The sequence below is a fragment of the Parahalioglobus pacificus genome, assembly GCF_014652275.1.
Taxonomy (GTDB): domain Bacteria; phylum Pseudomonadota; class Gammaproteobacteria; order Pseudomonadales; family Halieaceae; genus Parahalioglobus; species Parahalioglobus pacificus.
In genome coordinates, this window is sequence record NZ_BMYM01000001.1 from 1,747,842 (window position 1) to 1,773,849 (window position 26,008).

General features: G+C 56.8%; 17 protein-coding genes. 9 read left to right on the plus strand and 8 right to left on the minus strand.

Translation table 11 applies throughout. The annotated features are described in order from the left end of the window. Nucleotides 1–75: 75 nt before the first annotated feature. Nucleotides 76–2,061, plus strand: a complete 1,986-nt coding sequence (locus IE089_RS07945) for a PhoX family protein (protein ID WP_189476958.1) — start codon at nt 76–78, stop codon at nt 2,059–2,061. A gap of 116 nt (nt 2,062–2,177) precedes the next feature. Then, the gene (locus tag IE089_RS07950; RefSeq protein WP_189476960.1) at nt 2,178–2,570 is read left to right on the plus strand and encodes a VOC family protein; all 393 of its coding nucleotides are present in this window, start codon (nt 2,178–2,180) and stop codon (nt 2,568–2,570) included. A 145-nt stretch (nt 2,571–2,715) separates the two neighbouring features. Here IE089_RS07950 and IE089_RS07955 read toward each other — a convergent pair whose 3' ends face one another. The 3 genes from IE089_RS07955 to IE089_RS07965 form a co-directional block, all read right to left on the minus strand. Then, complete coding sequence (locus IE089_RS07955) at nt 2,716–3,387, minus strand: DsbA family oxidoreductase (protein ID WP_189476962.1); 672 nt, start codon at nt 3,385–3,387, stop codon at nt 2,716–2,718. Between the two features lie 119 nt (nt 3,388–3,506). Then, nucleotides 3,507–4,184, minus strand: a complete 678-nt coding sequence (locus IE089_RS07960) for a type 1 glutamine amidotransferase domain-containing protein (protein ID WP_189476964.1) — start codon at nt 4,182–4,184, stop codon at nt 3,507–3,509. Between the two features lie 102 nt (nt 4,185–4,286). Next, complete coding sequence (locus IE089_RS07965) at nt 4,287–4,853, minus strand: DUF1415 domain-containing protein (RefSeq protein WP_229802642.1); 567 nt, start codon at nt 4,851–4,853, stop codon at nt 4,287–4,289. A gap of 104 nt (nt 4,854–4,957) precedes the next feature. On the opposite strand from IE089_RS07965, the gene IE089_RS07970 reads away from it, so the two are divergent. Then, complete coding sequence (locus IE089_RS07970; protein WP_189476966.1) at nt 4,958–5,767, plus strand: HupE/UreJ family protein; 810 nt, start codon at nt 4,958–4,960, stop codon at nt 5,765–5,767. A 109-nt stretch (nt 5,768–5,876) separates the two neighbouring features. Here the strand turns inward: IE089_RS07970 and IE089_RS07975 are convergent, their stop codons facing one another. Continuing rightward, complete coding sequence (locus IE089_RS07975; RefSeq protein ID WP_189476968.1) at nt 5,877–8,090, minus strand: M3 family metallopeptidase; 2,214 nt, start codon at nt 8,088–8,090, stop codon at nt 5,877–5,879. 248 nt (nt 8,091–8,338) lie between these two features. Between IE089_RS07975 and IE089_RS07980 the strand changes: the two genes are divergently transcribed. The 5 genes from IE089_RS07980 (at nt 8,339) to IE089_RS08000 (ending at nt 17,356) form a co-directional block, all read left to right on the plus strand. Further along, complete coding sequence (locus IE089_RS07980; protein WP_189476969.1) at nt 8,339–9,910, plus strand: AbgT family transporter; 1,572 nt, start codon at nt 8,339–8,341, stop codon at nt 9,908–9,910. A gap of 109 nt (nt 9,911–10,019) precedes the next feature. After that, nucleotides 10,020–10,847: an endonuclease VIII gene (gene nei / locus IE089_RS07985; protein ID WP_189476971.1), complete on the plus strand. Its 828-nt coding sequence runs from the start codon at nt 10,020–10,022 to the stop codon at nt 10,845–10,847. Nucleotides 10,848–11,090: 243 nt separating this feature from the next. Next, the gene (locus IE089_RS07990; RefSeq protein WP_229802643.1) at nt 11,091–14,348 is read left to right on the plus strand and encodes a VPS10 domain-containing protein; all 3,258 of its coding nucleotides are present in this window, start codon (nt 11,091–11,093) and stop codon (nt 14,346–14,348) included. A 196-nt stretch (nt 14,349–14,544) separates the two neighbouring features. Beyond that, nucleotides 14,545–16,425, plus strand: a complete 1,881-nt coding sequence (locus IE089_RS07995; RefSeq protein ID WP_189476973.1) for a TonB-dependent receptor — start codon at nt 14,545–14,547, stop codon at nt 16,423–16,425. Between the two features lie 64 nt (nt 16,426–16,489). After that, on the plus strand, nt 16,490–17,356 hold the full coding sequence (locus IE089_RS08000) for a sterol desaturase family protein (RefSeq protein ID WP_189476974.1): 867 nt from the start codon (nt 16,490–16,492) through the stop codon (nt 17,354–17,356). A 251-nt stretch (nt 17,357–17,607) separates the two neighbouring features. On the opposite strand, the gene IE089_RS08005 is transcribed toward IE089_RS08000, so the two are convergent. From IE089_RS08005 to arfB, 3 genes are all read right to left on the minus strand, one after another. Beyond that, nucleotides 17,608–18,606 (minus strand): DUF481 domain-containing protein, encoded by a 999-nt coding sequence (locus IE089_RS08005; protein WP_189476976.1) that lies wholly within the window; start codon nt 18,604–18,606, stop codon nt 17,608–17,610. 320 nt (nt 18,607–18,926) lie between these two features. Continuing rightward, nucleotides 18,927–21,734 (minus strand): bifunctional aconitate hydratase 2/2-methylisocitrate dehydratase, encoded by a 2,808-nt coding sequence (locus IE089_RS08010; protein ID WP_189476978.1) that lies wholly within the window; start codon nt 21,732–21,734, stop codon nt 18,927–18,929. Nucleotides 21,735–21,893: 159 nt separating this feature from the next. Then, nucleotides 21,894–22,307, minus strand: a complete 414-nt coding sequence (gene arfB, locus IE089_RS08015) for an alternative ribosome rescue aminoacyl-tRNA hydrolase ArfB (RefSeq protein ID WP_189476980.1) — start codon at nt 22,305–22,307, stop codon at nt 21,894–21,896. Between the two features lie 145 nt (nt 22,308–22,452). Between arfB and IE089_RS08020 the strand changes: the two genes are divergently transcribed. Beyond that, a complete protein-coding gene (locus IE089_RS08020; RefSeq protein WP_189476982.1) occupies nt 22,453–23,886 on the plus strand; it encodes a pyridoxal phosphate-dependent decarboxylase family protein in 1,434 nt (477 codons plus the stop codon). A gap of 56 nt (nt 23,887–23,942) precedes the next feature. Here IE089_RS08020 and IE089_RS08025 read toward each other — a convergent pair whose 3' ends face one another. Continuing rightward, nucleotides 23,943–25,970 carry a S9 family peptidase gene (locus IE089_RS08025; protein ID WP_189476984.1) on the minus strand — a complete coding sequence of 676 codons (2,028 nt, stop codon included), beginning with the start codon at nt 25,968–25,970 and terminating at the stop codon, nt 23,943–23,945. Between the last annotated feature and the right edge of the window lie 38 nt (nt 25,971–26,008).

The following is a 26,008-nucleotide window of genomic DNA, read 5'->3' on the forward strand; positions in this document are numbered from 1 at the left end:
ACAAACCAGACTTAGATCTGCGCGTGTCCTGTTTGACTTCAGCAACCACGGTTAAGTAAGGAGTTAAATTTCGCTATGTCTCCCGAGATTATAGACAACGCTAAGCTTCATGATGAAAAAGAAAACATTCCCGCCAACACCTCCGGAAACCGCCCATTCATTGACGTAGCACGCACGTACGCTTCACGTCGGGATGTGGTCAAAGGCGGGGTAGCCGCCGCCGCTGCGGGATTCTTCGCACCCACGGCACTGGCGGGTTCGAACTCCACCTCCTACGCCGGCAGTCCGGGTGAGGGTCGCGGGTTGGTCAACTTCCGGCCTGTCCCGGTTGAGGAAGGTGCTTCTGATGCGCGCATGCCGCACATCTCCCGAAACTATCGCTACCAAACGCTGATTCCCTGGGGCACGGACCTTCTGGACGCCGATAATGACTACAACGGCGATCTCATGTCCCGCCCCAGTGCCGACGAGGCAGCCACACAGGTAGGAATCGGTCATGATGGTATGTGGTTTTTCCCAATCGACCAGTCAAGGGCTGATCTTGTACCACGAGGATACCGCCTAAGTAGTACAAACGGTCTTCTGGTGGTGAACCATGAGTTCGGCGCCAACGGCCATGTGCTCGGATTCGAGCGCGATGATAGCGGCGCTCTCATACTGAGCGATTCGGGCGCTCCCATATCCAAAAACCCTGAGTCTCTTGAGGACGTGCGTTTGTCGCAGACCGTCCACGGCGTGACGGTGGCTGAAATCACTTACGGTCTCATCGTGGAAAATCGTTCGGCCTCTCGCGGTTGGGAACTAGTACGAGGGAGCTCATTCAACCGTCGTATCACTGTGAACACGCCTGTGGAGTTCTCAGGACCGGTGGCTTTTAGTGAGCTGCTGGAGAATGAAGCAGGCAATATGCCGGCAGGCACCGTGAACAACTGTGGCTCAGGGCCGACGCCATGGGGTACCTATATTACCTGCGAGGAGAACTTTAACGGCTACTTTGGTGCTAACGGCGAATTGGAAACTACCGAGGAGCAGGAGCGGTACGGGTTTAGCAACTCGGGCTTTGGCTACCAATGGCACGTTTTCGATGAGCGTTTCGACCTGAATAACCCGCTTTACGCCAATGAGCAGAACCGTTTCGGGTGGTGCGTTGAAATTGACCCTTTCAACCCTGACGCAAAGCCCGTAAAACGCACTGCGCTGGGTCGCTTCAAGCACGAGGCCATAGCGATCAAGGAGATTGATCGCGGTCGCATCGCCGCGTACATGGGCGATGATCAACGCTTCGATTATTGCTACAAGTACGAGTCCAACCGTCCATGGCGTCAGGCCATTGACGATGGCGAAAGCCCGCTGGATGACGGCAAGCTTTTCGTCGCACGTTACAACGACGACGGCACGGGCGAGTGGATAGAGTTGACCATCGAGAATCCGGCGTTGGCGGCGCGCTTCTCCAGTCAGGCCGAGCTTCTGGTGTACACGCGGGTTGCGGCAGACATCGTGGGTGCCACACCGATGGACCGCCCGGAATGGACCACTATTGGCAAGGACGGTGAAACCTACTGGACACTCACAAACAACAGCCGTCGTGAAGAACCCAATGTCGCTAACCCTGAGGCACCCAATGGCGACGGACACATTATTAAAACGATGGATGTGGATAGCGAGAACTTCAATTGGGAGTTTTTCGTCCTGGCTTCGTCTTCTCGAGACACCGAAGGCGTATTCACTGATCCTGATGCGGCCTGGGCCGACGCCGACGGTCGCCTGTTCATCGGCACCGATGGCGGTCAACCGGACGGTCTACAGGACCAGTTAGTCGTCTTCGACACGACCGCTGATGGAGAACCGGAAGCAAAACGCTTATTTGTGGGCGTCGCCAGTGACGAGATCACCGGCTTCGCTACAACACCTAACTGTGAGTTTGCCTTCATCAACATCCAGCACCCGGGCAATGGTCTGGCGGAAGCCACGAACTTCCCAGCGCGACCCGACGGCATCACAACGCCGCGCGACTGCACTGTCGTTCTGCGACGGGTCAATGGTGGCGTTATCGGGTCGTAACTCGCGCCTGATACCTTGGCAGGGGCGTCTGTGGGCGCCCCTTTCTTATGCCACTTACCCACGGCCCGCAATTTGCGCTACCCTCACTCGCACAATAACCACCTGAGGAGAGCATCATGTTCAGTCACATCATGGTCGGCAGTAACGACATAGAACGGGCGAAAACTTTCTACAACAAAGTGCTGGGTGTGTTGGGTGCCGGTGAACCCATGGTCAATGTGAATGACACAGGCCAGACCCGACTCTTCTACATCCACGATGGCAGCATTTTCTGTATCACCGAGCCCATCAACGGCGAGCCAGCAGGCACCGCAAACGGAGCCACCATCGGGTTCCGCTGCGACTCACCGGAGCAGGTCAAAGAACTACACGATGTCGCCGTTGCCAATGGTGCGACCAGTGTGGAAGAACCACCCGGCCCTAGAGAGGGTTCCATGGGCACAATGCACCTGAGTTATTTCCTGGATCCCGACGGTCACAAGATTTGCGGTCTTCACCAGGCCGGCTAAGTCGCGCTATCTGTCCAGCTCGTGGATAACGCCCTGTCGCTTATCCACCAGCTGCCCAGCATCACAACGCAGAAGATCAGCACATCGCTATTCAGCGACACCATGCGCCCACGCAGCTGCTATATGTTTGTCGCAAGTGTCATGTTCAACACCAACTCTGCTGCTTGTGGGGCTGTTCTAACAGCTCTTTCACATTGGCCTCGATAATGCGGTAGCCCACATTACCGGTCAGCCGTTGCCTGCCATTGTTAAACACGTAGGTAGGGCTCACAGATATATCGGACTGACGCGCGCCCAGCATATCCTGGCAAAGTACAGCAAAGGCTGAGCCGTCATTGATCCGGTCCAATAAGGGTTGGGGCTCGAAACCACACTGGCTGGCTTGTGCGACTAACTCGTCCTGGGACCCGATGTCGGCGGCATCTCGGAAGAAGGCCCTGCGCAGGTGCCACGCAAACGTCTCTTCCGACCTTGGCGACAGTTCTCCCCGCCCCTCTTGTAAGCGCACCGCGGCCAACCAGAGATGCGCAGGTGCCGATGACGCCGGTTGAACACGTGTCCAGCAGTCGGGGTTGATAACGACATGATCAAAGTCCTGCAGTACATCCAGCACGTGCGCGGCATAGCCAGCGCTGCCACCTCGCTCCTGCCACTGGTCCTTGAACTTGGTCTGAACATCACCAAACACAGACAAATAATGCCAGCGCCAGTCTATGGAATCCGGGTATTGGGCCTGCAATTCAACGGTGCGGGCATGGGCAATGTAGGCCCATACGCACAGCAGGTCGGAGTAATGATCAATGGTGACGGTGGCCATGTCGGCAGCCTCTCAAGTGGCCCGACAGACACGGAAAATTTAAGGGTGTCGGGCGAGGCCTAAGAGACTAACGCCCGACTCAAGCGCCTAGCAACTACTGATTGGCAAGTGCCCTGTTTTCAGCCCTCGCCGAGGGCGGCAACAAGAGCAGCCCCAACGGCGTGCGCGCTCGCCGGGTTTTGTCCAGTTATGACGCGCTCGTCCTTAACAACGTACTCCCCCCAGGGCGGCACTTTGCTGAAGCCCGCAGCAGTGCGCGCAAGGGCATCTTCAAGGAGAAAAGGAATGTCATTGATAGTGTTGTAGTCCACCTCTTCTTCCCGCGTGAAGCTGGTGACTCTGTGCGAACTCAACAGCTTGTCACCGTTGGGCAAGGTGATGGGCAACAATGCGGCTGGGCCGTGACAGACGGCAGCAATCACTCCCCCTGCGGCATAATGCGCACCAGCGATGGCGCCGACGTCCTCATCCAGCGCCAAATCTGACAGCAGGCCAAATCCACCGGGGTAGAACACGGCGTCGTACTTGTTTATCTCAATGTCCGACAAAACGAGTGTGTTTGCGATCTGACGGGCAAACTGCTCGTCGGCGATCACCGCGGTATTGATGGGATCGTCCTCAATATCCGTGCCGTACAACGGCGCGGCGCCGCCTTTTATCGAAGCGATGTCGTAGCTCACTCCCGCCTTATTGAGCACATCAACCACATGGGTGAGCTCAGGTGAGTAAGTACCATTGGCCTGGCATGTTTCTCCCAGGGTGGCGTGATTGGTGACTGGAATCAGGACTTTTTTCATCGGTGTCTCCTATGAACCGCGAGCAGGCAGAGCACGAGATCACGTATTCTCGCCCCGCCTCATTGAGCAAGTATAGCTATACCCCAGTGCTGGCCGGTTGGATCAACTGGCGTCAACACTGCCAGTAAAACAGGCCTCGCGCAGACGCTTCACCTGCGTGAGGCCCAATGACCTGAGGTGATCAATATTGCGCAGTGGAATGTCCTCTGTGGCACCGTGCGCCTGGATAGCCCGCTCCATCGCGTCTTCACGCAGGATATGCAGTGTCGGGTACGGTGTGCGATTTGTGTAGTTTTCCACAGCGTCCGGCGACGACCCGGCGAACTGGTAGTCGGGGTGGAAACCCGCAATTTGCAGTACGCCGATCAAACCCAGTGAATCCAGCAGGGCCTCCGCCACTTGCAAACCATCGAGGTAGTCATCGAAGGACTGCAGGCAATGGGGATGAATGAGCAAGGTGGTGGCGATTTTCTCGTCCTCCACCAAGAGCTCGCACTCGACATGCAAACTGTGCAGCAGATTCTCTAGCCCTGTGGCGCCACTGACCACGTAGCGAACGCGCGCGGATCGCACCTCCCTGCCTGCGAATGGGCAGAGATTCATATCCACGGCGAATTGTTTGACCCAGCGCTGAGTGGCGGCGGCTTCGAAGCTGTCCGTTGGCATCATCGACATACCTCAAGGCTAGCTCGCGATTTCCGCCGATACAACGTACCGGACCAAGGCTTGTCGCCGGGATTGAGCACCGGAGCGATTTCCCGTAGGGTGCCGCGATGCTGACATTAAGACCCCTTAGGACAGCGCTTGCCTGCGCGCTGGCGCTGTGCGCGTTACTGCTACCTGCACTCGGAACGACTCATCCAGAGGATGAGTTTTGCGTGCCTGGGCAAGGCAGTCTCGACCCCGCGCTTTGCGAGCAACTCGCAGCTCTGGACAGTGCAGCGGGCAATGATGCTCGCCAGGTTACCCCCATTCTCGACGCCAGCGGCGAGCCCCGCAGTGCGTCATCCACATTGGCGCTTTACACCGGTATAGGCATCGGTCATATCCTCCCCGGCGGGCTGGATCACATACTGTTTGTGCTGGCTTTGTTCCTCGGGACAACGCGACTGCGCGATCTTGTTATCCAGCTGTCCTCGTTCACCGTCGCGCACACTGCCACATTGGGATTAGCAGCAGCCGGGGTGATTTCACCCTCCGGCGATGTCGTCGAGCCCTTGATTGCTGCAACCATCGCCTTCGTTGCCGTGGAAAATTTGCTATCGAAGAGCTCACACCGCATACGTCCGGTAATCGTCTTTTTCTTTGGCCTTCTCCACGGCATGGGCTTTGCCGGCTTTTTTGGTGAGCTGGGCCTGCCGGATGGGGAGTTCTGGAGTGCCTTGATCGGTTTCAATATTGGCGTGGAAATTGGTCAGCTCAGCATTGTGTTTCTGGCCTACGCGCTATTTGCCCTCTGGCGTTCGCGCACTCACATCAACACACCCGAGAAGGCCTTCCGAACATGGATTGCCTTACCGGGTTCTGCCCTCATTGCTCTGACGGGCCTGATCTGGGCCATTCAGCGCAGCGGCATCCTCTAAGGCGTCTACCGAGACGCTGCTCAAAAGCATTCACCAGCAGCTAACGCCGGTGTTATTGCCAAAAAAAGGGCGACCCATGGGCCGCCCGCTTCACAGCAATGCTAATGCGTTAGCTGTCTGACGCAGTTGCCGTGTCGAAGCCCCTACCCTCAAGCAGCGGCTCGATGCTGGGGTCAGAGCCTCGGAAGTTGCGATACAGCTCATCGGCCTCCATCAAGCCGCCGGCCTCGTAAATCCACTTCTTCAGACGACCCGCAACCGTGGGGTCAAATATATCCTCAGCTTCGAGGAAGGCGTTAAAGCCATCGGCGTCGAGAATTTCAGACCATAGGTACGCGTAGTAGCCTGCCGAGTAGCCGCCGGCGAAGACGTGGCTGAAGTAGCGCGAGCGATAGCGCGGCTCGATCTCTTCGATCAGGCCATATTCAGTCAGCACCTGCTTCTCAAACTCACGTGCATCAGTGATTTGAGCCGCCTCTTCAGCGCTCAGCATGTGCCAGCGCAGATCAAGCAGCGACGCTGCAATAAACTCTGTCGTGCGGAACCCCTGATTGTGGTTCGCAGCATCCAGCATACGCTCAACCAGCGCCCCCGGAATCACCTCACCGGTTTCATAATGCTTAGCGTACATATCCAGCATCATGGGTTGGCTGGCCCAATGCTCGAGGATTTGCGCGGGGAACTCCGTGTAGTCACGCGGACCGTCCACACCGGAAAACGTGGGGTAGTCGATCTTGGTCATTACACCGTGTAATCCGTGGCCGAACTCGTGGAACAGTGTTTCAACCTCGTTGAAGCGCAGCAGCGTGGGCTCGCCCTCGGGAGGCCGTGTAAGGTTCATGTTGTTAGTGACAACGGGGCGAATGGAGTTACCACCGATGTTAGAACCGCCGCGGAAAGAGTTCATCCACGCACCGCCACGCTTGGAATCACGTGCATACATGTCGAAGTAGAAAACGCCGAGGTGGGCGCCATCCGCTTCTTTCACCTCATAGGCTGTGACGACCTCATTCCAGGTAGGCGCATCGATCTTGGTGAATGTAATGCCAAACAGGCGCTCAGCCATCTCAAAGGCACCCTGTGTGACCGCGTCCAGATCGAAGTAAGGCTTTAACTCATTCACGTCGAGGTTATAGCGCTCGGCACGTACTTTTTCTGAGTAGTGCCACCAGTCGTGACCGGCAATAGCAAATTCATCGCCAACCATGGCCTGCATATCCGCACGTTCTTGTTTGGCACGCTCAAGCCCTGGACGCCATACGCGCAGCAGGAAGTCTTCGGCACCTTTAGGAGTGCGCGCCATGTTGTACTCGAGTACATATTGAGCGTGAGAGTCGTAACCCAGCAGTGCCGCGCGCTCAGCACGCAACTGCGCAATCTTGATAGCAAGCGGCCCGTTGTCAGTCTCACCGTCCGAGGCGCGATTGCGATAGCCGTTGAACGCCTGCTCACGCAGTTCACGATTCTCCGACTGCGTCATGAAGGTCTCATACACAGACCGGTCCAGCGTAATGATCCAGGCTTTCTTCTCGTCATCCCAAATGCTGGCCTTGAACACATCCGCAAGACCGGCTGTGTCCGCCTCATCCGTGATTTCAATGGTGAAAGCTTTGGTGGCCGTTAGCAGGTTCTGGGCAAAGCGCGTTGTCAGCCCGGACAGTTCTTCATTAATCGCGGCAACTTTAGCTTTGGTCTCTGCATCTAGCGCCGCACCCTCGCGCACGAAATCGCGATGAGTCAGTTCCAGAAGGCGCGCTTCCTGCTCACCCAAATCCAGCGTATCGCGCTGCTGGTAAACGGTTTTCACGCGCTGCCAAAGTGTGTCGTTCAGGGTGATCTTGTCGGACTCGCGCGTCCACAACGGGTAAATCACCGTTTGCAGCTCGCGTTTCTTGGCATTCAGTTCGGTGCCGGCCAGCGGCCCGAAGACACGACCCACCCGAACGATAAGGTCACCACTGGTTTCCAGTGCAAGGATGGTGTTTTCGAAGGTGGGCGCGTCGGGGTTATCGACGATAACCGCGATCTCTTCGCGCAGTTCCAGTACCCCTTTCTTGAAGGCGGGCAGGAAGTGATCATCAGAGATCTCAGCAAAAGGAGGCACACCGAAGGGCGTGTCCCACTCTTGCATGAACGGGTTACCCGCCAGTTCGGCATCGGTAACCACGACGTCGTCGGCGGCGGGGGTGTCGGCAGCTTCAACCGCCGCAGGCGCAGTCTCGGCGGTCGCAACATCGTCGGCCGCCGTTTCAGTTTGGTCACCGCGACAGGCCACCAACGCGGCAGCCGCCAAAACGGCTACTGAAAGCGTTTTCAATTTCATAGAAAAGTCCTTAATTCGAGGGCCGCCGCAGCACGACAGGGCTGAGCAGCGAAACGCCGGTCATAGTAGGCCAATTCCGAGGCCAATTGAAGGGAGTCTCTTAGCCCGACGCAGCGAGCCAGAGCGGGTCTACAGTCGGTATTGGAATTGTCGCAGCAGCAGGTGAAACCAGGAGATTTTCTTCCCCGGGGAATTGACCCGCTGAACCGACCCACGTACAACAAGTCTCAGCAATCAGGGATACCTCAATGACCGACAGCACCGCATCTGGCACATCCGCCCCCCTTACCACTGGACAACGTATTGGCAGGTTTATCGAGCGGGTGGGCCACAAGATACCCGACCCCGTCATTATATTTATGGCGCTCTACCCAATGGCCTTCATCCCGACGGTGATCTTTGGCGGCTACAGCTTCAACACCACCGGCGCCGGCGGTGACACAGTCACCCATCAGATAAAGAACATGGCCGAGTCCGAGCACGTCCGCTGGATCTTCGACAATGCGCTACTGGCAAATTGGTTGGGCTTTGGTGGCGGCGTGCTAGGTGTCATCTTCGTGGTGATGCTGGCGATCGGATTGGCAGAGAATTCAGGCATGTTCGCCGCACTGATCAAAAAGGTGGGCGCCAAACTGCCTGTCGGCTTATTACCGCTGCTCCTTATTTTCCTGGGCATTCTCAGCTCGATGGCCACGGATGCGGGCTACCTGGTGCTGATACCCCTGGCAGGCCTTCTCTACGCCGGTCTGGGCAAACACCCCTTCATCGGGATGGCGGCGGCCTTCGCCGGCGTTTCAGCCGGCTTCAGTGCGAATCTGATACCCGGCCCAATCGACGTGATCATCGGTCTCAATGCGAAGGTATTCGCTGAGGCTCAGGGTGTGCCCTTTACCACCGCTGCCGGACAAGCGCTGAACCCCGCCACCATGCACTGGTACTTCATCGTGGCATCGACATTCATACTGGCGATCACTGGATTTGTGGTGACCCGGCGTTTCGTGGCTCCGCGCCTCGAAACCATGCCGTGGGAGGCGCCGGAAGATATCAAGCCCGGTGATTTTCAGGTGACGCCTGCCGAGCAACGGGGCCTGAGGGGGGCACTGATCGGTGTGGGCGTTGCTGCGGTAATCATCTCAGGTCTGGCTTTGGGCCCCTTGCAATCGTACGTGGATGACACCGGTCGCACGGTTCAGCCCTATATGGACAACATCATATTGCTCATCTCTATTTTCTTCGCGGCCACGGGCACCGCGTTTGGCTACGCGTCAGGCAACTTCAAGAAGCTGCCCGATGTGGTGAACGCCATGGTGAAGCAAATGAACACCATGGGTTATATCCTGGTACTCACTTTCTTTTGCTATAACTTTTTAGGACTGTTGAGCTACAGCGGGCTCGGCACCTATATCACCTACCTGGGCGTTCAGTTCCTACTGGCATTGGGCCTTCAAGACTTCCCGGTGCTACTGTTAATCGGCTTTGTTTTCACCACAGCGATTATCAATATCTTTATCGGTGGGCTGACCTCCAAGTGGATGCTGTTGGGCCCCATCTTTATTCCAATGCTGTTCTTCGTTAATCCGGCCATGACACCTGATTTTGTCGCTGCAGCATTCCGGGTAGCCGATTCGTCCACCAACATCATCACACCGTTAATGACGTACGCGGGGATCATTTTGGCCTTCATGCGCAAATACCAGCCCTCAATGAGCTTCGGCGACATGCTGATCATGATGATGCCCTACTCCATCGCTTTCTTGACCATTTGGACTGCACTGCTGGTGTGTTTCTTTGCATTCGGTATTCCGCTGGGACCTAACTAGAGTTCGCAAGGCCGCCAGACCAGGTACTGTCCGGGCCCAATAACTTCCCCCGCTGGCGTGAACGCGCCGGCGAGACATACACTCGAGTTCTTCACGGGGAGGTCAACGAATGCCGGAAGGACCAGAGATCAGGCGCGCTGCCGATCAGATTGCTGACGTGCTGGTAGGGCAGACCATCGATACCGTGCGCTTTGGTCTTCCGCGCTTGCGACATCAGGCACGGAAACTCAAGGGGCACTCGGTGATAGATGTCGAAACGCGCGGCAAAGCTCTACTCACGCATTTCGATCACGGACTGAGTATCTACTCTCACAACCAGCTGTACGGGGTCTGGCGTACGGTAAAGGGCCACAAACTGCCCAAGACGAATCGATCACTTCGGCTATTGCTCCAGACTTCGACGCACAGCGCCATCCTGTACAGTGCGTCAGACATCAGCGTCTGGCCGACAGAAGAGCTAGCCCAACATCCCTTTCTGCAGAAGATCGGGCCCGACATCATGGACACCTCCCTCGAGTGGCGAGATATCGAGCGGAGATTGATGGAGCCACGATTCGCGAGTAAGGCGCTCTCCACGCTGTTTCTGGACCAGGCCTTCCTCGCAGGCAACGGCAATTACCTGCGCTCGGAAATTCTGTTCGATGCGCGCCTGCACCCCGCGCTGAAGCCCGCCCAGTTATCGCGTGGCGAACGCGGTCGGCTTGCCCGCAGCACGCTGGCAATTGCACGGCGCAGCTACGATACCGCAGGCATCACTTTGGCACCCTCGCTCTCCAACTCACTCAAGCGCCAGGGGCAATCTCGCAGCTGGCGCAGGTTCTATGTGTTCGGTCGAGATGAGTATCCGTGTTACGCCTGTGGCACTCTCATCCAGCGCGAGGAGGTTGGCAGCCGGCGCCTGTATCTCTGCAGAAACTGCCAGCCACAGCGCGACTAGGTTGGCGTGACTAGGCTAGCGAGTGCGGAGAGACAATCTGCCCCACCGGCGTGGACAGCCCAATGAGCCAAGAGCTTACGCCACTGCCCCGCAGGTACAACGTCATCTGCTGAGTGTAGCCGCCATCCGCCTGGGAGCGCGGATGCCTGCAACGAATTCGCTCTCTGCAGCCGCCAAAACTTGAACTAAATTACAAAACCGGTGCACACTCTCGCGCTTAGCATTTCCCGCGAGGATCCTCCGTTGTCTCTCACCAATCGACGGCTACTGCCGGTAGCGCTCATCATTGCAACACTGTCCTTCGGCGCACTGGGCGCCGACAGCAATCCTTATAACGGCATGAACTGGCGGAACGTAGGTCCGGCCTTCATGTCCGGACGAATCTCTGATATCGACTGGGACCCAAAAGACCACAGTACCTGGTATGTTGCTGTTGGAAGTGGCGGCGTTTGGAAAACGACCAACGCAGGCGTCACATGGACGCCAATCTTCGATAATGAGTCGGTGTATTCCATTGGCAATGTCACTGTGGACCCCAGCAACCCCAACCGGGTTTGGGTAGGTACAGGCGAAGATGTGGGCGGTCGCCATGTCGGCTACGGCGATGGCATCTATCGCTCTGACGACGGCGGCCAAACGTGGAAAAACATGGGGCTGGCGGAGTCAGAACATATATCCACTATCCTTGTTCACCCGGAGGATTCCAACACTGTCTGGGCGGCCGTGCAGGGTCCCTTGTGGACGTCAGGCGGCGAGCGCGGTGTCTACATGACCACCGATGGGGGCGAGACCTGGGAAAAAACACTGGGCGCGGGCAAGTGGACCGGCGTTGCAGATATCATTATCGACCCGCGTGACCCGGACGTGCTTTACGCCGCGACCTGGCAGCGACACCGTACGGTTGCCGCCTATATGGGCGGCGGCCCGGAAAGCGGCCTGCATAAGTCGACCGATGGCGGCCGCACCTGGAGCAAGCTCAGTAACGGTTTGCCCACCGGCAACCTCGGAAAGATCGGCCTGACCATCTCCCCTATCAATCCCGACATTGTGTATGCAGCCATTGAACTCAATCGCCGCGAGGGCGGTGTTTGGCGCTCCGATGATCGCGGCGTCAGCTGGGTGAAAGGCGCTGATGCTGTGGGCGGCGGTACAGGCCCTCACTATTACCAGGAACTGATCGCCAGCCCACACAAGCTGGACAGGCTGTACCTGGTCGGGCCGGTAGTGCAGAAATCTGAAGATGGTGGCAAGACTTTTGAGAACATGCCCCAGGATGCCAAGCACAGTGATACCCACGCGGTGGTTTTCCATCCAGAAGATCCCGACTACATCATGATGGGCACAGACGGCGGTGTGTACGAAAGTTTCGACCTTGGCGCCACCTGGCGCTTCATCGACAACCTGCCTCTTACCCAGTACTACAAGTTGGCACTGGATGATGCGGAGCCCTTCTACAACATCTACGGGGGCACTCAGGACAACAACACCCAGGGCGGACCCTCGCGCACCAACAACACCAACGGCATTCGCAACGCGGACTGGTTAGTGGTGCTGGGTGGCGACGGACACCAGCCGGCCACCGAGCCGGGCAACCCCGACATCTTGTACGCCCAATCACAGCAGGGGAACATTTCGCGCATCGACCTGACCACGGGCGAGCGTATGTACATTCGTCCACAGCCCGCGCCCGGCGAGCCGCCCGAGCGTGCAAACTGGGACTCTCCTATTCTCGTCAGCCCTCACGACCCCAAGAGACTGTACTTCGGCACCCAGCGAGTTTGGCGTTCCGATGATCGCGGCAACGACTGGCGTACCATCTCGGGCGACCTCACGCGGGACCAGGAACGCCTGCTACTGCCCATCATGGATAAGACCTGGAGCTGGGACTCACCTTGGGACATGCTGGCCATGTCCCAGTACAACACCATCACCTCACTGGCGGAGTCGCCTCTGCAGGAAGGTCTGCTCTACGCAGGCACGGATGACGGCCTGATTCAGGTGTCGGAAAACGGAGGCGATAGCTGGACCCAGTCCGAGGTTGGTTCATTACCCGGCGTTCCTAGCACCGCATTTATCAACGACATCCGCGCCGATCTGCACGATGCCGACACGGTGTACATCACGATGGATAACCACAAGTACGGTGACTACAAACCCTACCTCCTGGTGAGCCGCAATCGGGGTCGCAGCTGGCGTTCTATTTCTGAGGGCATCCCTGACAAGCACCTGGTGTGGCGTGTTGTTCAAGACCATATCAAGCCGGGCCTGATGTTTGCCGCTACCGAATTCGGTGTATACGTCACTCTGAACGGTGGGCAGCAATGGGAGAAGTTCAGCGCCGGCATGCCCACAATCTCTATCCGCGATATTGCCATTCAACGCCGCGAAAACGACGTCGTGGCCGCGAGTTTCGGCCGTGGGTTCTTCGTTCTGGACGACTACTCAGCCTTGCGTGAGCTTTCCGACGAGGCGATGGCCAAAGAGGCAGCTTTGTTCGCGCCCCGCGATGCCTATTGGTTTTTCCCCCGTCCGATTCTGGGTGCAACCAAGCGCGGCTCAGCAGGTGACCAGACCTACGTGGCCGAGAACCCACCCTTCGGTGCCGTGCTGACCTACCACCTGTCAGAAGGTTTCCCGACCTTGGAGAAGGTGCGTCAGGACGCCGAAAAAGAGGCTATGGATGCTGGTAAGGCTGTGCGTTTCCCCGGTTGGGACGCGGTAGAGGCCGAAAGGCGTGAGGCTGCGCCTGCGGTGAAACTTGTGATCAGAGATGCCGACGGCAATGTCATCCGTCGTATCGATGCACCCGCCGAGAAAGGATTCCACCGCGTAGCCTGGGATCTGCACCACCCCTACCCCGGCTCCATCGAAACGCCGCCAAACTGGCAAGGGTTGCCCCCACGGGGCTTTATGGCAACCCCGGGTGAATACAGTGCCGAACTGGTGCTCTTGAAGAACGGACAGAGCCGCTCGCTGGCAGGGCCGGTCGAGTTTGGCGTGGTACGCGCCTATGAGGGGGCATTACAGGGACCAAGCCTCGAGGAACGCGATGCATTCCTCAAGGACATTGCTTTAGTCGTAGGCCAGGTCAGTGCCGCACAGTACGCCATCAGTGACGCTATCGAAGATCTGGAGAGTATGCAGAAAATGCTGGATCTCAGTGCTAACGCACCCGGTGATGCAGACGCAAAAGTGCATGCGTTACACCAGGAGCTATTGGTGATGAAGGACAAGTTTGGCGACGGCGATCGTCAGGGCGTCGGTGCGAACGAGGCACAGAACTTCGCCTGGTGGTTGGGCCATGCCAGCTGGGGAATGAGCAGTACCAGCTACGGTCCAACCGCTTCGCACGCACGGAGCCTGCAATACGCCAAGGCCGACTTTGCGCCGCTGCGCGAACGTCTCAACACGATTCTAACCAGCGAGATACCCGCGCTGCGTCAGTCGCTGCTGCAATCCGGCGCACCCTGGGGCCAGGGCCAAATCATCCCCGGAGGCTGAGCCATCAAAGTTCGTGAAGAGCCCGCTTACAGCGGGCTTTTTTTTGCCTCGCAAACAGCTGTAAGACAGACGAAATAACAGAGGAAGGTACGTCTGCTTACTGTATGAGCTCGGCTCCTTGCTGTATTATCGCGCGTCGAATCACCCCGATATCGGCGGCCCACCCGGCTACCGAAGAGCTACACGCCACCTGTCAATGAAAGACCACTTACGGCCCCTTACCCTCATAACGGCACTGTTCACTGCCACTATCACCAGTGCTGAGCCGGCACTGGAAGAAGTGCGTGTCGTCGGCCAGAGAAATCTACTGAATCAATCGCTCTATCTTCAGGGCGACCAGCAGTCCATACGGCCTGACGAGCAAGTGTCGCTCAACCGCACCGTGGGTGACATTATCGAGCGGCTCCCGGGTGTGACGCTCAATGGTCAGGGCGGCCTGCTGCAGAGCTACAGTGTCCGCGGCTTTAGCCGCTGGCGAATTCGCACCGAGGTCGATGGTGTTCCCATTATCACCGACCGACGCGCAGGCAACTCGGCGTCCTTCGTGCCGCCAGAATTGTTGTCGAACGTGACGGTGGCACGCGGTCCTGCCTCGAGCCTTTATGGCTCAGGTGCGTTGGGCGGCACCGTAAACCTGGCTTCCATCCAGCCTGATGGCGTAGAAGCAACGCTCGAGGGGCAAAGTACCGACAACGCCATTGCGGCAACACTGGGCTATGGCGATGGAGAGCACTTTGCCGGTGCGGTGAGCGTTCGCCGTGCCGATCGAAGTGAAGATGCCCGTGGTCGCCCACTCAACAGCGGCTATGAACAGGTCGGAGCCCTGCTGAAATCCCGGATTGAGCTGGATAGCTATGACCTCAGCCTCTCGTGGCTGCCCTCTTACGGAAAAGATATCGGCAAGAGCAACAGCGAGTATCCCGATCGCGGTGTGAGTGACTATCCGGAAGACCTCCACTCTGTGGTGTCTGTGCAGGTGCAAAACGCTGACCAGTGGCTGGCTCGCCTCTACCACCATTACCAGGATTGGGAATCGCGCACAGAACGTATCGGCGTGCGCACTAATGTCACCGACTATAAAAGCCACACGCTGGGAGGCATGGCCTACACCGCGACAGATATTCTCTCTGGCGTTGGCAGAAGTGGCGTTGAATGGGTAGGTCGACGGGGAGTCGAGATCAGCGATCAGGAATTCAATGCTGACGGCGAGCCGGTGATTAGCAGTGAGAACATTGATGGCCAGGAAGACAATCTCGCCGCGTTCGTCGATCAACAGTGGCAGCTTGGTGCACTGAGTTATGGTGGTGGCTTGCGCTATGACTACATCGATCAGGAAGACGCTGGCCGCTCCCGCAGTGACAACAAACTGAACGGCAATCTAAGCGCCAGCTGGGCCGCCAATGACGCCTGGACAGTATCTGCAAGTGCCGGTACGGGCTTTCGTTTCCCAAGCCTGACCGAGCTGTACTTCAACGGCGTTACGCCCAGAGGCGAGACGGTCGGCAACCCGGATCTGGCACCAGAAGAGAACCTTGGGTTTCAGTTAGGCCTGGACTATCAGGGCAACGCCGTGTCCGCATCGCTGCACAGCTACATCAATGATCTGGACGACTACATCGAACGCTATCGCATAAGTGACGAGCTACGTTCCTACCGCAATCTGGACGGAGCGCAGATCTGGGGATTCGAAGCACAGCTGGATTGGCAAAGCCACGAGCAATTACGCCACTCCCTGAGTTACCAATGGCAGCGAGGTGAAGATGATGACGGGCGCTGGCTGTCAGACCTTAATCCTCCGGCACTGCGCTACCTGCTGGAGTGGCAGGGCCAGCGGTATCGTGTGCAGAGCGACTTGTCTTACCGTCAGGAGCGCGACGATTTCGGCGAGGGAGAACAGGCACTGGATTCTGCGGTTATCTGGAACGGCCGCTTGGTGCGCCAGTTCGGCAGCCGCTGGGAAGGTGAAATCTATGCCAACAACCTGCTAGATGAGCTGTACTTGGGAACCGCCGATGAAGATGCGGCTTATCAACCCGGACGTACAATCGGTGTGCGCTTGCGCTGGTTTGGTGGCTGAGAAAGGGTCCCCTAAAGTGGGCTAAGCTTAACACTGCTGCCCATAGGCCAGGTGGAGTAAAGAAATGCGAACGGTGATTAAGTACGGATTACAGCCAACCCTACTCATTCTAGTGCTGGCGATTTGGTACTTCTCAGACAACCCCGGGATGGCCTTCCTCGCTACGGGCTTTTTTATTCCAACCCTACTTACGCTGCTGGAACGCTGGGTGCCGGGTCGCCCCGAGTGGAAACAACCGCTTTCATACAGTGGCGTGCTCGCCGTGGTCTTCATCGTCACATTTCTGTTTACCGGGACGATAGTTGAGCCCATCTATCAAGAAACCGTAAACCCGATGCTCACTGAACTACGGACCACGTTGGGTTTCGACCTATGGCCACACAACTGGCCGGTACTGGCTCAGGTGTTCCTCGCTTTCTTCATGAGCGAATTCATTTGGTATTGGATTCACAGAGCCGAGCACCGCTGGCATTGGGCATGGCGCACGACCGGTCACGGCGCACACCATGCCTTCAAGAATCTGGCAGCACTGAACGCGGGGGCCAATCACCCATTGGAATTATTGCTGGTGTTGAGCCTGCCCGCGGCAATCATTGAATTATTGTTCGGGGCCGGTGAAGTGATTGTTGGATCAATTCTGCTGGTGCTTACACAAGCGCTGCTCGCTCACAGCAATCTCGATCTCAATACGCGCGGCATCGGCTGGCTTTTCACGGTGAATCGTCATCATATCCACCATCACTCCACGGTGTTATCTGAATCCAACACCAACTATGGCTGCGCAGCCATCGTATGGGATCGCCTGTTTGGGACTTTCAGTGACGCCGCTACTGAAGAAACTGGCACAGGACCTTCACAACCTGGCTGGTGGCGGCTTTTCATCATGCCCTGGCGTGAGCCATCAGACACGCAGGTTTCACCCAGCAAGTGATGGGCTGACACCGCTGATGAAACAACGGTTTTCGCTGGACGCTATTCGACCCATTCTCCTTGTCAACAGCCGGCCTTTCATAGGTTTTACTGCGCTAATGCAGTAACGAAGAAAACGCACCTTAAGATGGGCTAGAAGCCAGATAGCACGTCTGTCATTTCACGGCCTTTTTCGTGGTTTGGGGCACGCCGCACCACCGCACCGTTGCTGACACTCACGTTTTGCCGACCGAAACGACATCCCTGACAAAATCAGAACTTATAACCCAAGCCAAAGGCGAGGGTAGAGTCGTCTTCACTGCGACCCTCAGCCGGCTCCGTCTCGTAATCATAACGATAAGACACGTTGAAATAGAGATCACTGATCAGGTCAAAGTTAAGCCCTGTGTTTGTCTTGTATATATTATTTTCATTGCCGTAGAACTGCCAAGTAAAAGACTGGGTATGGAAGAAATCGACCCAATCTAGAAGTGCATGTTCATAACGAAGATTCCAGATAGCGACTGCGCCTCCGCGGGACTCACCATCAAGCTTTTCCTCTTGGTATGCTGGACCAAGATTTATGCTTAGAAATTTTTGAGAATCGTCAAAAATGTCACGGCCCACAACGAGGCCCGTGGTGTACCGATAATCAAGCTCTCGGATGGGATCGCGCTCGTAAGAGAGCCCTGCGCCAACAAACCAAGGCTTACTTACCAACCAATTGTAATCATAGTTGAATAATGTCTGATCTTGAGTTTCATCCCCGTTTACCGACTCGTTACGGATTGTAAAGTCCGCACGGTGGCGATGATCTCCCACCTTCACACCACCATCAGCAAACAGAAGCGTGCTTTCTGAATCGGTATTCCCGCTGTTATAGGCGCCGTTAAAGTCAGTCTTCAGAGCCCAGTCAAAGTATGGATCAGGTTCAGATGCCTCTGCCAACTGCGCTAGCTCAATGCCCTGTGTACTGCCGTCTTCCGACAGCAATACTTGGTTGCCACTTTCATCGAGCGCCAGCCGCGCCTGCAGCTTGGTATCGTTTTCCAACTCGATGTCAAAGGCCTCTTGAATCTCGACCGAAGCGACTTCAGCCAGATCAATAGCAAATTCGTCAGCATAGCTAGGTTCAATCAGCAATTCGTCACCAGAAATGAGTGAAACATTACCAGTGATAACGTCCCCATTGATCATAACGACACGATCTTGGGCCATTCCAGCTAAGGGCAAACTCACCAGCACAACAAACAACTTGATTGCAGTACGCACGTACTATTCTCCTTCCAGCGGACATACGAGGTACCAACCTATCTCGCACACCAACGACTATTGAAACGCGTCAATTTCTGACGCCGAATAGGCACTGGCTAATGCTGTGCCCGTACCTCATTTTACGGGAACGAACACAAAACAGCGAGAGTGGTGCACTCTGCTGAGCATCAGAATGCTGCGCTTTCGACCCGCACAATTCCAGCGTAGAACACTCCCTTCCTTCACCACGATGCCTAAGTGGAGGCCCTTTACAAAAAAAGGCCACACATGTGTGGCCTTGAAATCTCTTCAGTTCAGTAGCACTGGGAAATAAGGACTCAGCCCCCAACAATTCTCAGCGGCTGAGCAGTTGGCTCGGTGCTAAGCTCCTCTGTCGGCGGCTCAAAGTCCGTGAGGTTGATGCCTGCAACGGCGTCCTGGTACTCCTCCAGCGTGGGGAAGCGACCCAGAACCGTGGACAGCACCACAACCGGCGTCGAACCCAGCAGGGACTCACCCTTACGCTCATCTGAGTCACCCACAACGCGACCTTGGAACAGACGCGTTGACGTTGCGATCACGGTGTCACCCGGCTCGGCCTTTTCCTGGTTACCCATGCACAGGTTACAGCCCGGGCGTTCAAGGTAGAGAATATTGTCGTACTTGGTACGTGCGACATCCTTGGGGTGGTCATCATCGAACACGAATCCGGAGTACTTCTGGAGGATCTCCCAGTCGCCCTCGGCTTTCAGTTCATCCACGATGTTGTACGTGGGCGGTGCCACAACCAACGGTGCCTTGAATTCGACCTTGCCGTACTTCTGCTCAATGTTACGCAGCATCTGGGCAATGATTTGCATGTCGCCCTTGTGCACCATGCAGGAGCCAACAAACCCGAGGTCTACCGGCTTATCCTTGTAGAAAGAGACGGGGCGAATCACGTCGTGTGTGTAGCGCTTGGAAACGTCGTCGTTGTTCACATCCGGATCAGCGATCATGGGCTCCACGATCTCATCCAGATCAACTACGACCTCGGCGAAATACTTGGCGTTATTGTCGGGCGCCAGTGCGGGCACTTCACCGGAGCGAATCTCGCCGATGCGCTTGTCCGCCAAGGCAATCAGACCAGCCAGAGTTTGGGCCTCGTTATCCATGCCCTTGTCGATCATGATCTGAATGCGGCTCTTGGCGATTTCCAGTGACTCGATCAGGGTCTCGTCTTCCGAGATACAGATAGAGGCCTTGGCCTTCATCTCGGCCGTCCAGTCGGTGAAAGTGAAGGCCTGGTCTGCCAGCAAGGTGCCAATATGAACCTCAATGACACGCCCCTGGAACACGTTGTCGCCACCGAACTCTTCGAGCATTTGCATCTGCGTGGCGTGAACGATGTCCCTGAAGTCCATGTAGGGCTTCATCTCGCCCTTGAAGGTCACCTTCACCGATTCCGGAATCGGCATGGTGGCTTCACCCGTGGCCAGCGCCAGCGCAACCGTGCCTGAGTCGGCACCAAAGGCTACGCCCTTGGACATCCGGGTGTGGGAATCGCCACCGATGATAATGGCGCGGTCATCGATAGTAATGTCATTGAGTACTTTGTGAATGACGTCTGTGAGCGGGTGATAAACACCTTTGGGATCGCGCGCGGTGATCAGGCCGAAGTCGTTCATGAACCTCATCAGGCGGGGGATGTTCGCCTGTGCCTTTTTATCCCACACAGAAGCGGTATGACAGCCAGACTGGTAGGCGCCGTCCACCCCCGGCGAGATCACAGTGGCAGCCATAGACTCCAGTTCCTGGGAGGTCATCAGACCTGTGGTGTCCTGTGAGCCAACGATGTTCACGGCAACGCGCACATCCGAGCCTGCATGCAGGGCTTCTTCTGTGGCAACACCCACGGCGTTGCGGTTGAAAATTTTCTCTACGGCAGTGAGGCCCTGGCCTTCGTGGTGAATCTCTTTAGCCGCGGCAAACACCTGCGGCGCGTCAACACCGAGGGTATGCGCTGCAAAGTTCTGGAGCTTCTTTCCGAATACGATTGCGTAGGAACCACCGGCGCGCATGAACTCCATTTTCTGTGGCGTAAAGGCTGCAGACACATCCGCCAGCTCTTTGTCACCGTTATAGAGCTTCTTCTCTTTGGTATTGATCGTCAGCACCGTGCCGGTATCTACCGAGAAGACCTGCTCCAGCTCCGGATCGCCGTTTTCGTCCAGAACCGCTTTACCATCTGCATCGACTTTCTTGACCCAGTTCTTGAGGTCCAGACCGATACCGCCGGTGACACCCACCGTTGTCAGGAAGATGGGCGAGATACCGTTGGTGCCTGCAACCACGGGTGCGATGTTTACAAAGGGCACGTAAGGGCTGGCGGGTACGCCGGCCCACAACGCGACGTTATTCACACCGGACATCCGGGATGAGCCAACACCCATGGTGCCTTTCTCGGCAACCAGCATCACTTTTTTGCCGGGGTGCTTTTCCTTGAGGTCCAGGATTTCCTGCTGCGCTTCTGGTGTGATCATGCACTGGCCGTGCAACTCACGGTCAGAGCGGGAGTGAGCCTGGTTACCGGGCGACAACAGGTCGGTGGAGATATCACCCACGCCAGCGACATAGGTCACTACATCGACGGTTTCATCAACCTCCGGCAGCTTGGTGAAAAACTCGGCCGCCACGTAGCTTTCGAGAATGCCTTTAGCCACAGTGTTGCCTGCCTGATACGCCGCTGCGAGCCGGTCGGTATCGGCTTCGTATAGGAAAACCTGGGTTTTCAGAACGTCCGCCGCTAACACAGCAATTGCTGCGTCGTCGCCCAGTGCCAGGTCCAGCAGCACCTCGACTGAAGGGCCGCCCTTCATGTGAGACAGCAGCTCAAAGGCAAACTCTTGGTTAATCTCGGGAACGGACTCCTCACCGAGGATGATTTGCTTCAGGAACTTGGCTTTGACGCCTGCCGCGGGCGTAGTGCCGGGCAATGTGTTGTAAATAAAAAACTGCAGTGAATCTTCGCGGTGGGCGTGGCCGGGCTCGCGAATCTGATCGATGACTTCAGTCAGCAGTTCGGCGCTGTCGATGGGCTTGGGGTGCAGCCCCAGCTCATTCTTACGCACTTCAATTTCTTGCAGGTAGTCAGCGTACAATCCCATGGTATTCACATAGCCTCTAGTAGATGGTGCCGAAGCGGCGAAAAGTGGGGGCAAAGTATACAGTATTCGGACAAATCAGAGGTGATTTACCCGCCAATACTCGTCATTCACGGGGTTATACCGTCGCAACGCCATAGAGCACCGAATGGCATGCGATTGCTAGGTGACGCGGGATCTCAACTGCTTGATCTTGCCCCGGTGAGACTTGTTATCCATGCGCTTGTTTCGCGCGCTGCGACTGGGTTTCGTGGCCCGGCGCGCCTTGGGCGTCTCTAGAGCGCCCCGCACTATCGCTTCCAGTCGACCCAGGGCATCTGCGCGATTTTTCTCCTGAGTGCGGTATCGCTGTGCTTTGATAATAACAACACCGGCCGAATTGACTCGACGATCCCGTCGCGCAAGCAACCGCTGCTTATACACCTCGGGAAGGGATGATGCAGCAATATCGAAGCGCAAATGGATGGCAGTAGAGACCTTATTGACGTTCTGACCGCCCGCGCCCTGCGCCCGAATAGCCTGTAGCTCGATCTCTGCATCGGGAATTGAAACGCGCTGGGATATCTGGATAGCCATGGGCGTTATTCTGCCGGCTACAGACGGCATCGAACAGGGTCAAGTTTGCGTAAATCTCCCGCCAACACGCCTTATACTTGCCACCGAAAATACACATGAGTTGCACAGGCGCAGCTCGCCCAACCGCCACTAAACAGATCAAGCTATGACAACGACAAGCACTCTGGACCCGGAAAATTGGGACGACTTTCGAGCTCAGGCACATGCGATGCTGGATGCCGCCCTGGACCACATTGCGGGCGCTCGCGACAAGCCCTGGCGGCCAGTGCCCTCAGATTTAGGGCAACGCTACGCCATACCGGAGGATGCTGACAGCGGTTTACCGCCTGAGCAGTTAGTCGAGAAAATCCGAAGACACGTTCTTCCCCATCACGGCGGAAATACCCACCCGCGTTTCTGGGGCTGGGTGCAGGGCACCGGCCTTGCTTCGGATGTGATGGCCGCCATTGCATCGACGGCCATCAACGGCAACTTGGGTGGTCGTCACCACGGCGCTAATGAGATGGAGCGCGAAGTCATAGACTGGACGCGACGCGTTATGGGCATGCCAGAGGGCAGCAGCGGCGTGTTTGTCACAGGCACGTCCCAAGCCACTGTCCTGGCATTTCAGGCAGCCAGAGTTAAGGCAATCAAGGGGCTGCGCACACGCGGACAAGCGGGTGTGCGCCTCACAGCGTACGCAGCCGCCGGGGTCCATAACGCCACAAAAAAAGCGCTGGAGGCCTTGGGCATAGGGTCCGACAACCTTCGCCTGGTACCACTTATGGACGGCAAGCCGGACCCGACCGCACTGCGCGACATGCTGGCAAAGGATAGAGCGGATGGCGCCCTGCCCTTCCTGTTGATTGGTACCGCCGGGTCGGTGGATGTTGGCGCCTTTGACGATCTGAACACGCTGGCTGATCTCGCCGAAGCAGAACAGCTTTGGCTGCACGTCGATGGTGCTTTCGGTGCGTGGACGCGACTGGCTGACGAGCCGTGGCGCAGTCTCAGCGATGGCATCGGCCGCGCTGACAGCCTGGCTCTGGATTTTCATAAATGGATGTATGTGGGCTACGACTGTGGCCTGGTGCTGATGCGGGACGAGGAAGCACATCGTGCCGCGTTTGCAGCGCGCCCGGATTATCTTCAGGGAGCCGATACAGGGCTCGCGGGTGGAGAACCCTGGTTCTGCGACTACGGCATCGACCTCAGCCGGGGTAACCGTGCAATCAAAGTTTGGTGCGCTTTGCAGATGTATGGTCAGGCCGCCTTCGCCGAAGCGATTACCGACAACTGTCAGCGAGCGGCGCAGCTTGGCGAATTGGTGCAGGCTGAGCCAGCTATGGCGCTGGGGGCACCCGTGATCTCCAATGTTTGCGTTTTTACAGCCCGAAGCGATCTGGATAGCAACGCGCAATCCACGCTAAATGCGCACATTGCACAGACACTCCAAGACAGCGGCACAGCGGTGTTTTCCACCACCAAAATCGGTGGTACCACCCTGTTGCGGGCGGCCATCACCAACCACCGGACGACAGCTGATGATGTCACCGCAGCAATCGCAGCGGTGGCGCGGGAAGCCACCGCCAGCATTTAGCGACAAGGCTAGTTGGTCACAAGAACACTGGCAGCCCGGTATCGCTTAAGCCGAGTTTATTTGCCTCCTGGCTCAGCAAACTTGCTCACCCAGTCGCGCACTTCACCATACCAGTGCAGTGAGTTAGCCCTGCTGAGAATCCAATGGTTCTCATCCGGGTAATACACCAGGCGCGACTCAACCCCTTTGGTTTGCAGCGTACGGTACAGCTCAAAACCCTGTCCGACAGGCACGCGCAGATCGTTCTGACCGTGAATCACCAGGCTTGGGGTGTTGAAGTTCTTGGCGTAGTAATGCGGTGACTGCTCCCGATAGATTTCGGGATTCTCCCAGTAGGGGCCAAAGCGTTCCATGTTGACCGCAAAGTCGGCCGACATCTGCGCATACAAATCGTAAACCGCGGCGTGAATCACCAGCGCCTTAAACGGGTTCTCTTTCCCAAGGATAATGCTGGAGAGATAGCCGCCATAGCTGCCCCCGGCAGCCACCATACGGTCTTCATCAATAAACTTCTTCTGGGCCAGGAAGTCTGCAGCAGCCATCACATCGGCATAGGGCTTGGTCGTCCAGTCAGGATTGATCGCATCAACAAAGTCCTGCCCAAAGCCGGAAGACCCGTGAAAGTTCGGCCATGCGGTGACATAACCCCAGGAGGCGAATGTCTGGGCGTTCCAGCGGTAATGGAAGTTGTCGCTGATCGCGCCATGGGGACCGCCGTGAATGAGCATCATCAACGGGTATTCTTTGCGGGGATTGAATCCCGGCGGGTAGTGCACCCACATCTGGATGTCTGCGCCATTATGGCCCTTGTAGGTAACCGATTCGTAGGTACCGGCATCGACGGTTGCCATCACTTCGTCATTGAATGCATCCAGACGGTTAAAGTCACCGCTTTGCGTATCAACCGTGCCAATGCGCACCGGATGCAAAGCACTCTGTCGCTGTGCGACCAGCACGCCATTATCAGCAATGGACAAAGCACCATAGTCGTTCTCTTTAGTGACGGGGCTCGGTGCATTGCCGTCCAACGAGATGCTGTAAACACGACGGGTTGCCTTGTCATCAATGGCGCCATAGAAACCGCTGCTATCGGGGGTCCAAACCAGGCCACTCACGCCGTAGTCCCAGTCCTCGTGGTGCATTTGCGTGTCACCGCTTGCCATGGAGTACGTCATCAGTTTGGCCTGATCGCCATAGAAACCGGCAATGCGCTGTCGCGCGAACGCCAGCTGCTTCCCATCTGGGGAGAACATGGGACCATAGTCGTTAGCGGGGTTATCGGACGTGAGGTTACGTGCTTTCTTTTTCCCCAGCTCAACCAGAAAAACATCGCCGTTGCTGTAAACCGCACCGGGTGTACTGGTAGTGACAAAGGCCAGGTGCTTGCCGTCGGGAGATACGTCGTAATCCCCTGCCCCGGTGCCCGCAGGCATCATCGCCATCCCCAGCGGTTCTGTGACGGGTTCTACGTCACCGCCGGCCGCCGGAATACGAAACAGGTGGTTTTTGCGGTCTTCATTCAGGTAGTGATCGAAGAAGGAATACGGCATCTCGCTCCAGGTGAACGCGGAGATGTGGTCTTCTTCTTCGGCCTTCAGCCGATCCGCCATCTCTTCCCAACTGTGCTCGGGCCAAACACTGGAGATAAAGTAGAGATATTCGCCCTCCCAGCGCAGGCCGCTAACCCCCGTTGGCACATCGGTGAGCTTGCTGGCCTCGCCCGGCCCTGCAGTGGGCAACAGGTAAATCTGACCCGCTTCGTCTTCATTACGCTTGCTGATAAACGCCAGTTGAGCGCCCGAGGGGGAAAACACCGGCGAAGACGCTGCAGAGCCTTCTGCCGTAATTGGACGTTGCGCACCGCTGCCATCATTGGCCAACAACCACAGTCGTGTCTCGGATTCGTTGTCCTCGTCGTAGGTGGTCAGTGGCACCACTACCATCGTGCCATCGGGCGATACCACCGGGGCGCCGGCGCGCTCCAGCTTCCATAAGACTTCGGCGCTGAGAGGTGTTTTTTCATCGTCGGCTGAGGCAACTGACGCCCCAAAAACCAGAAAGAGTAATGATAGGAGAATACGCATCGCTGGATTCCTGATAGTTAGATGAGGCTCGAGTGTAA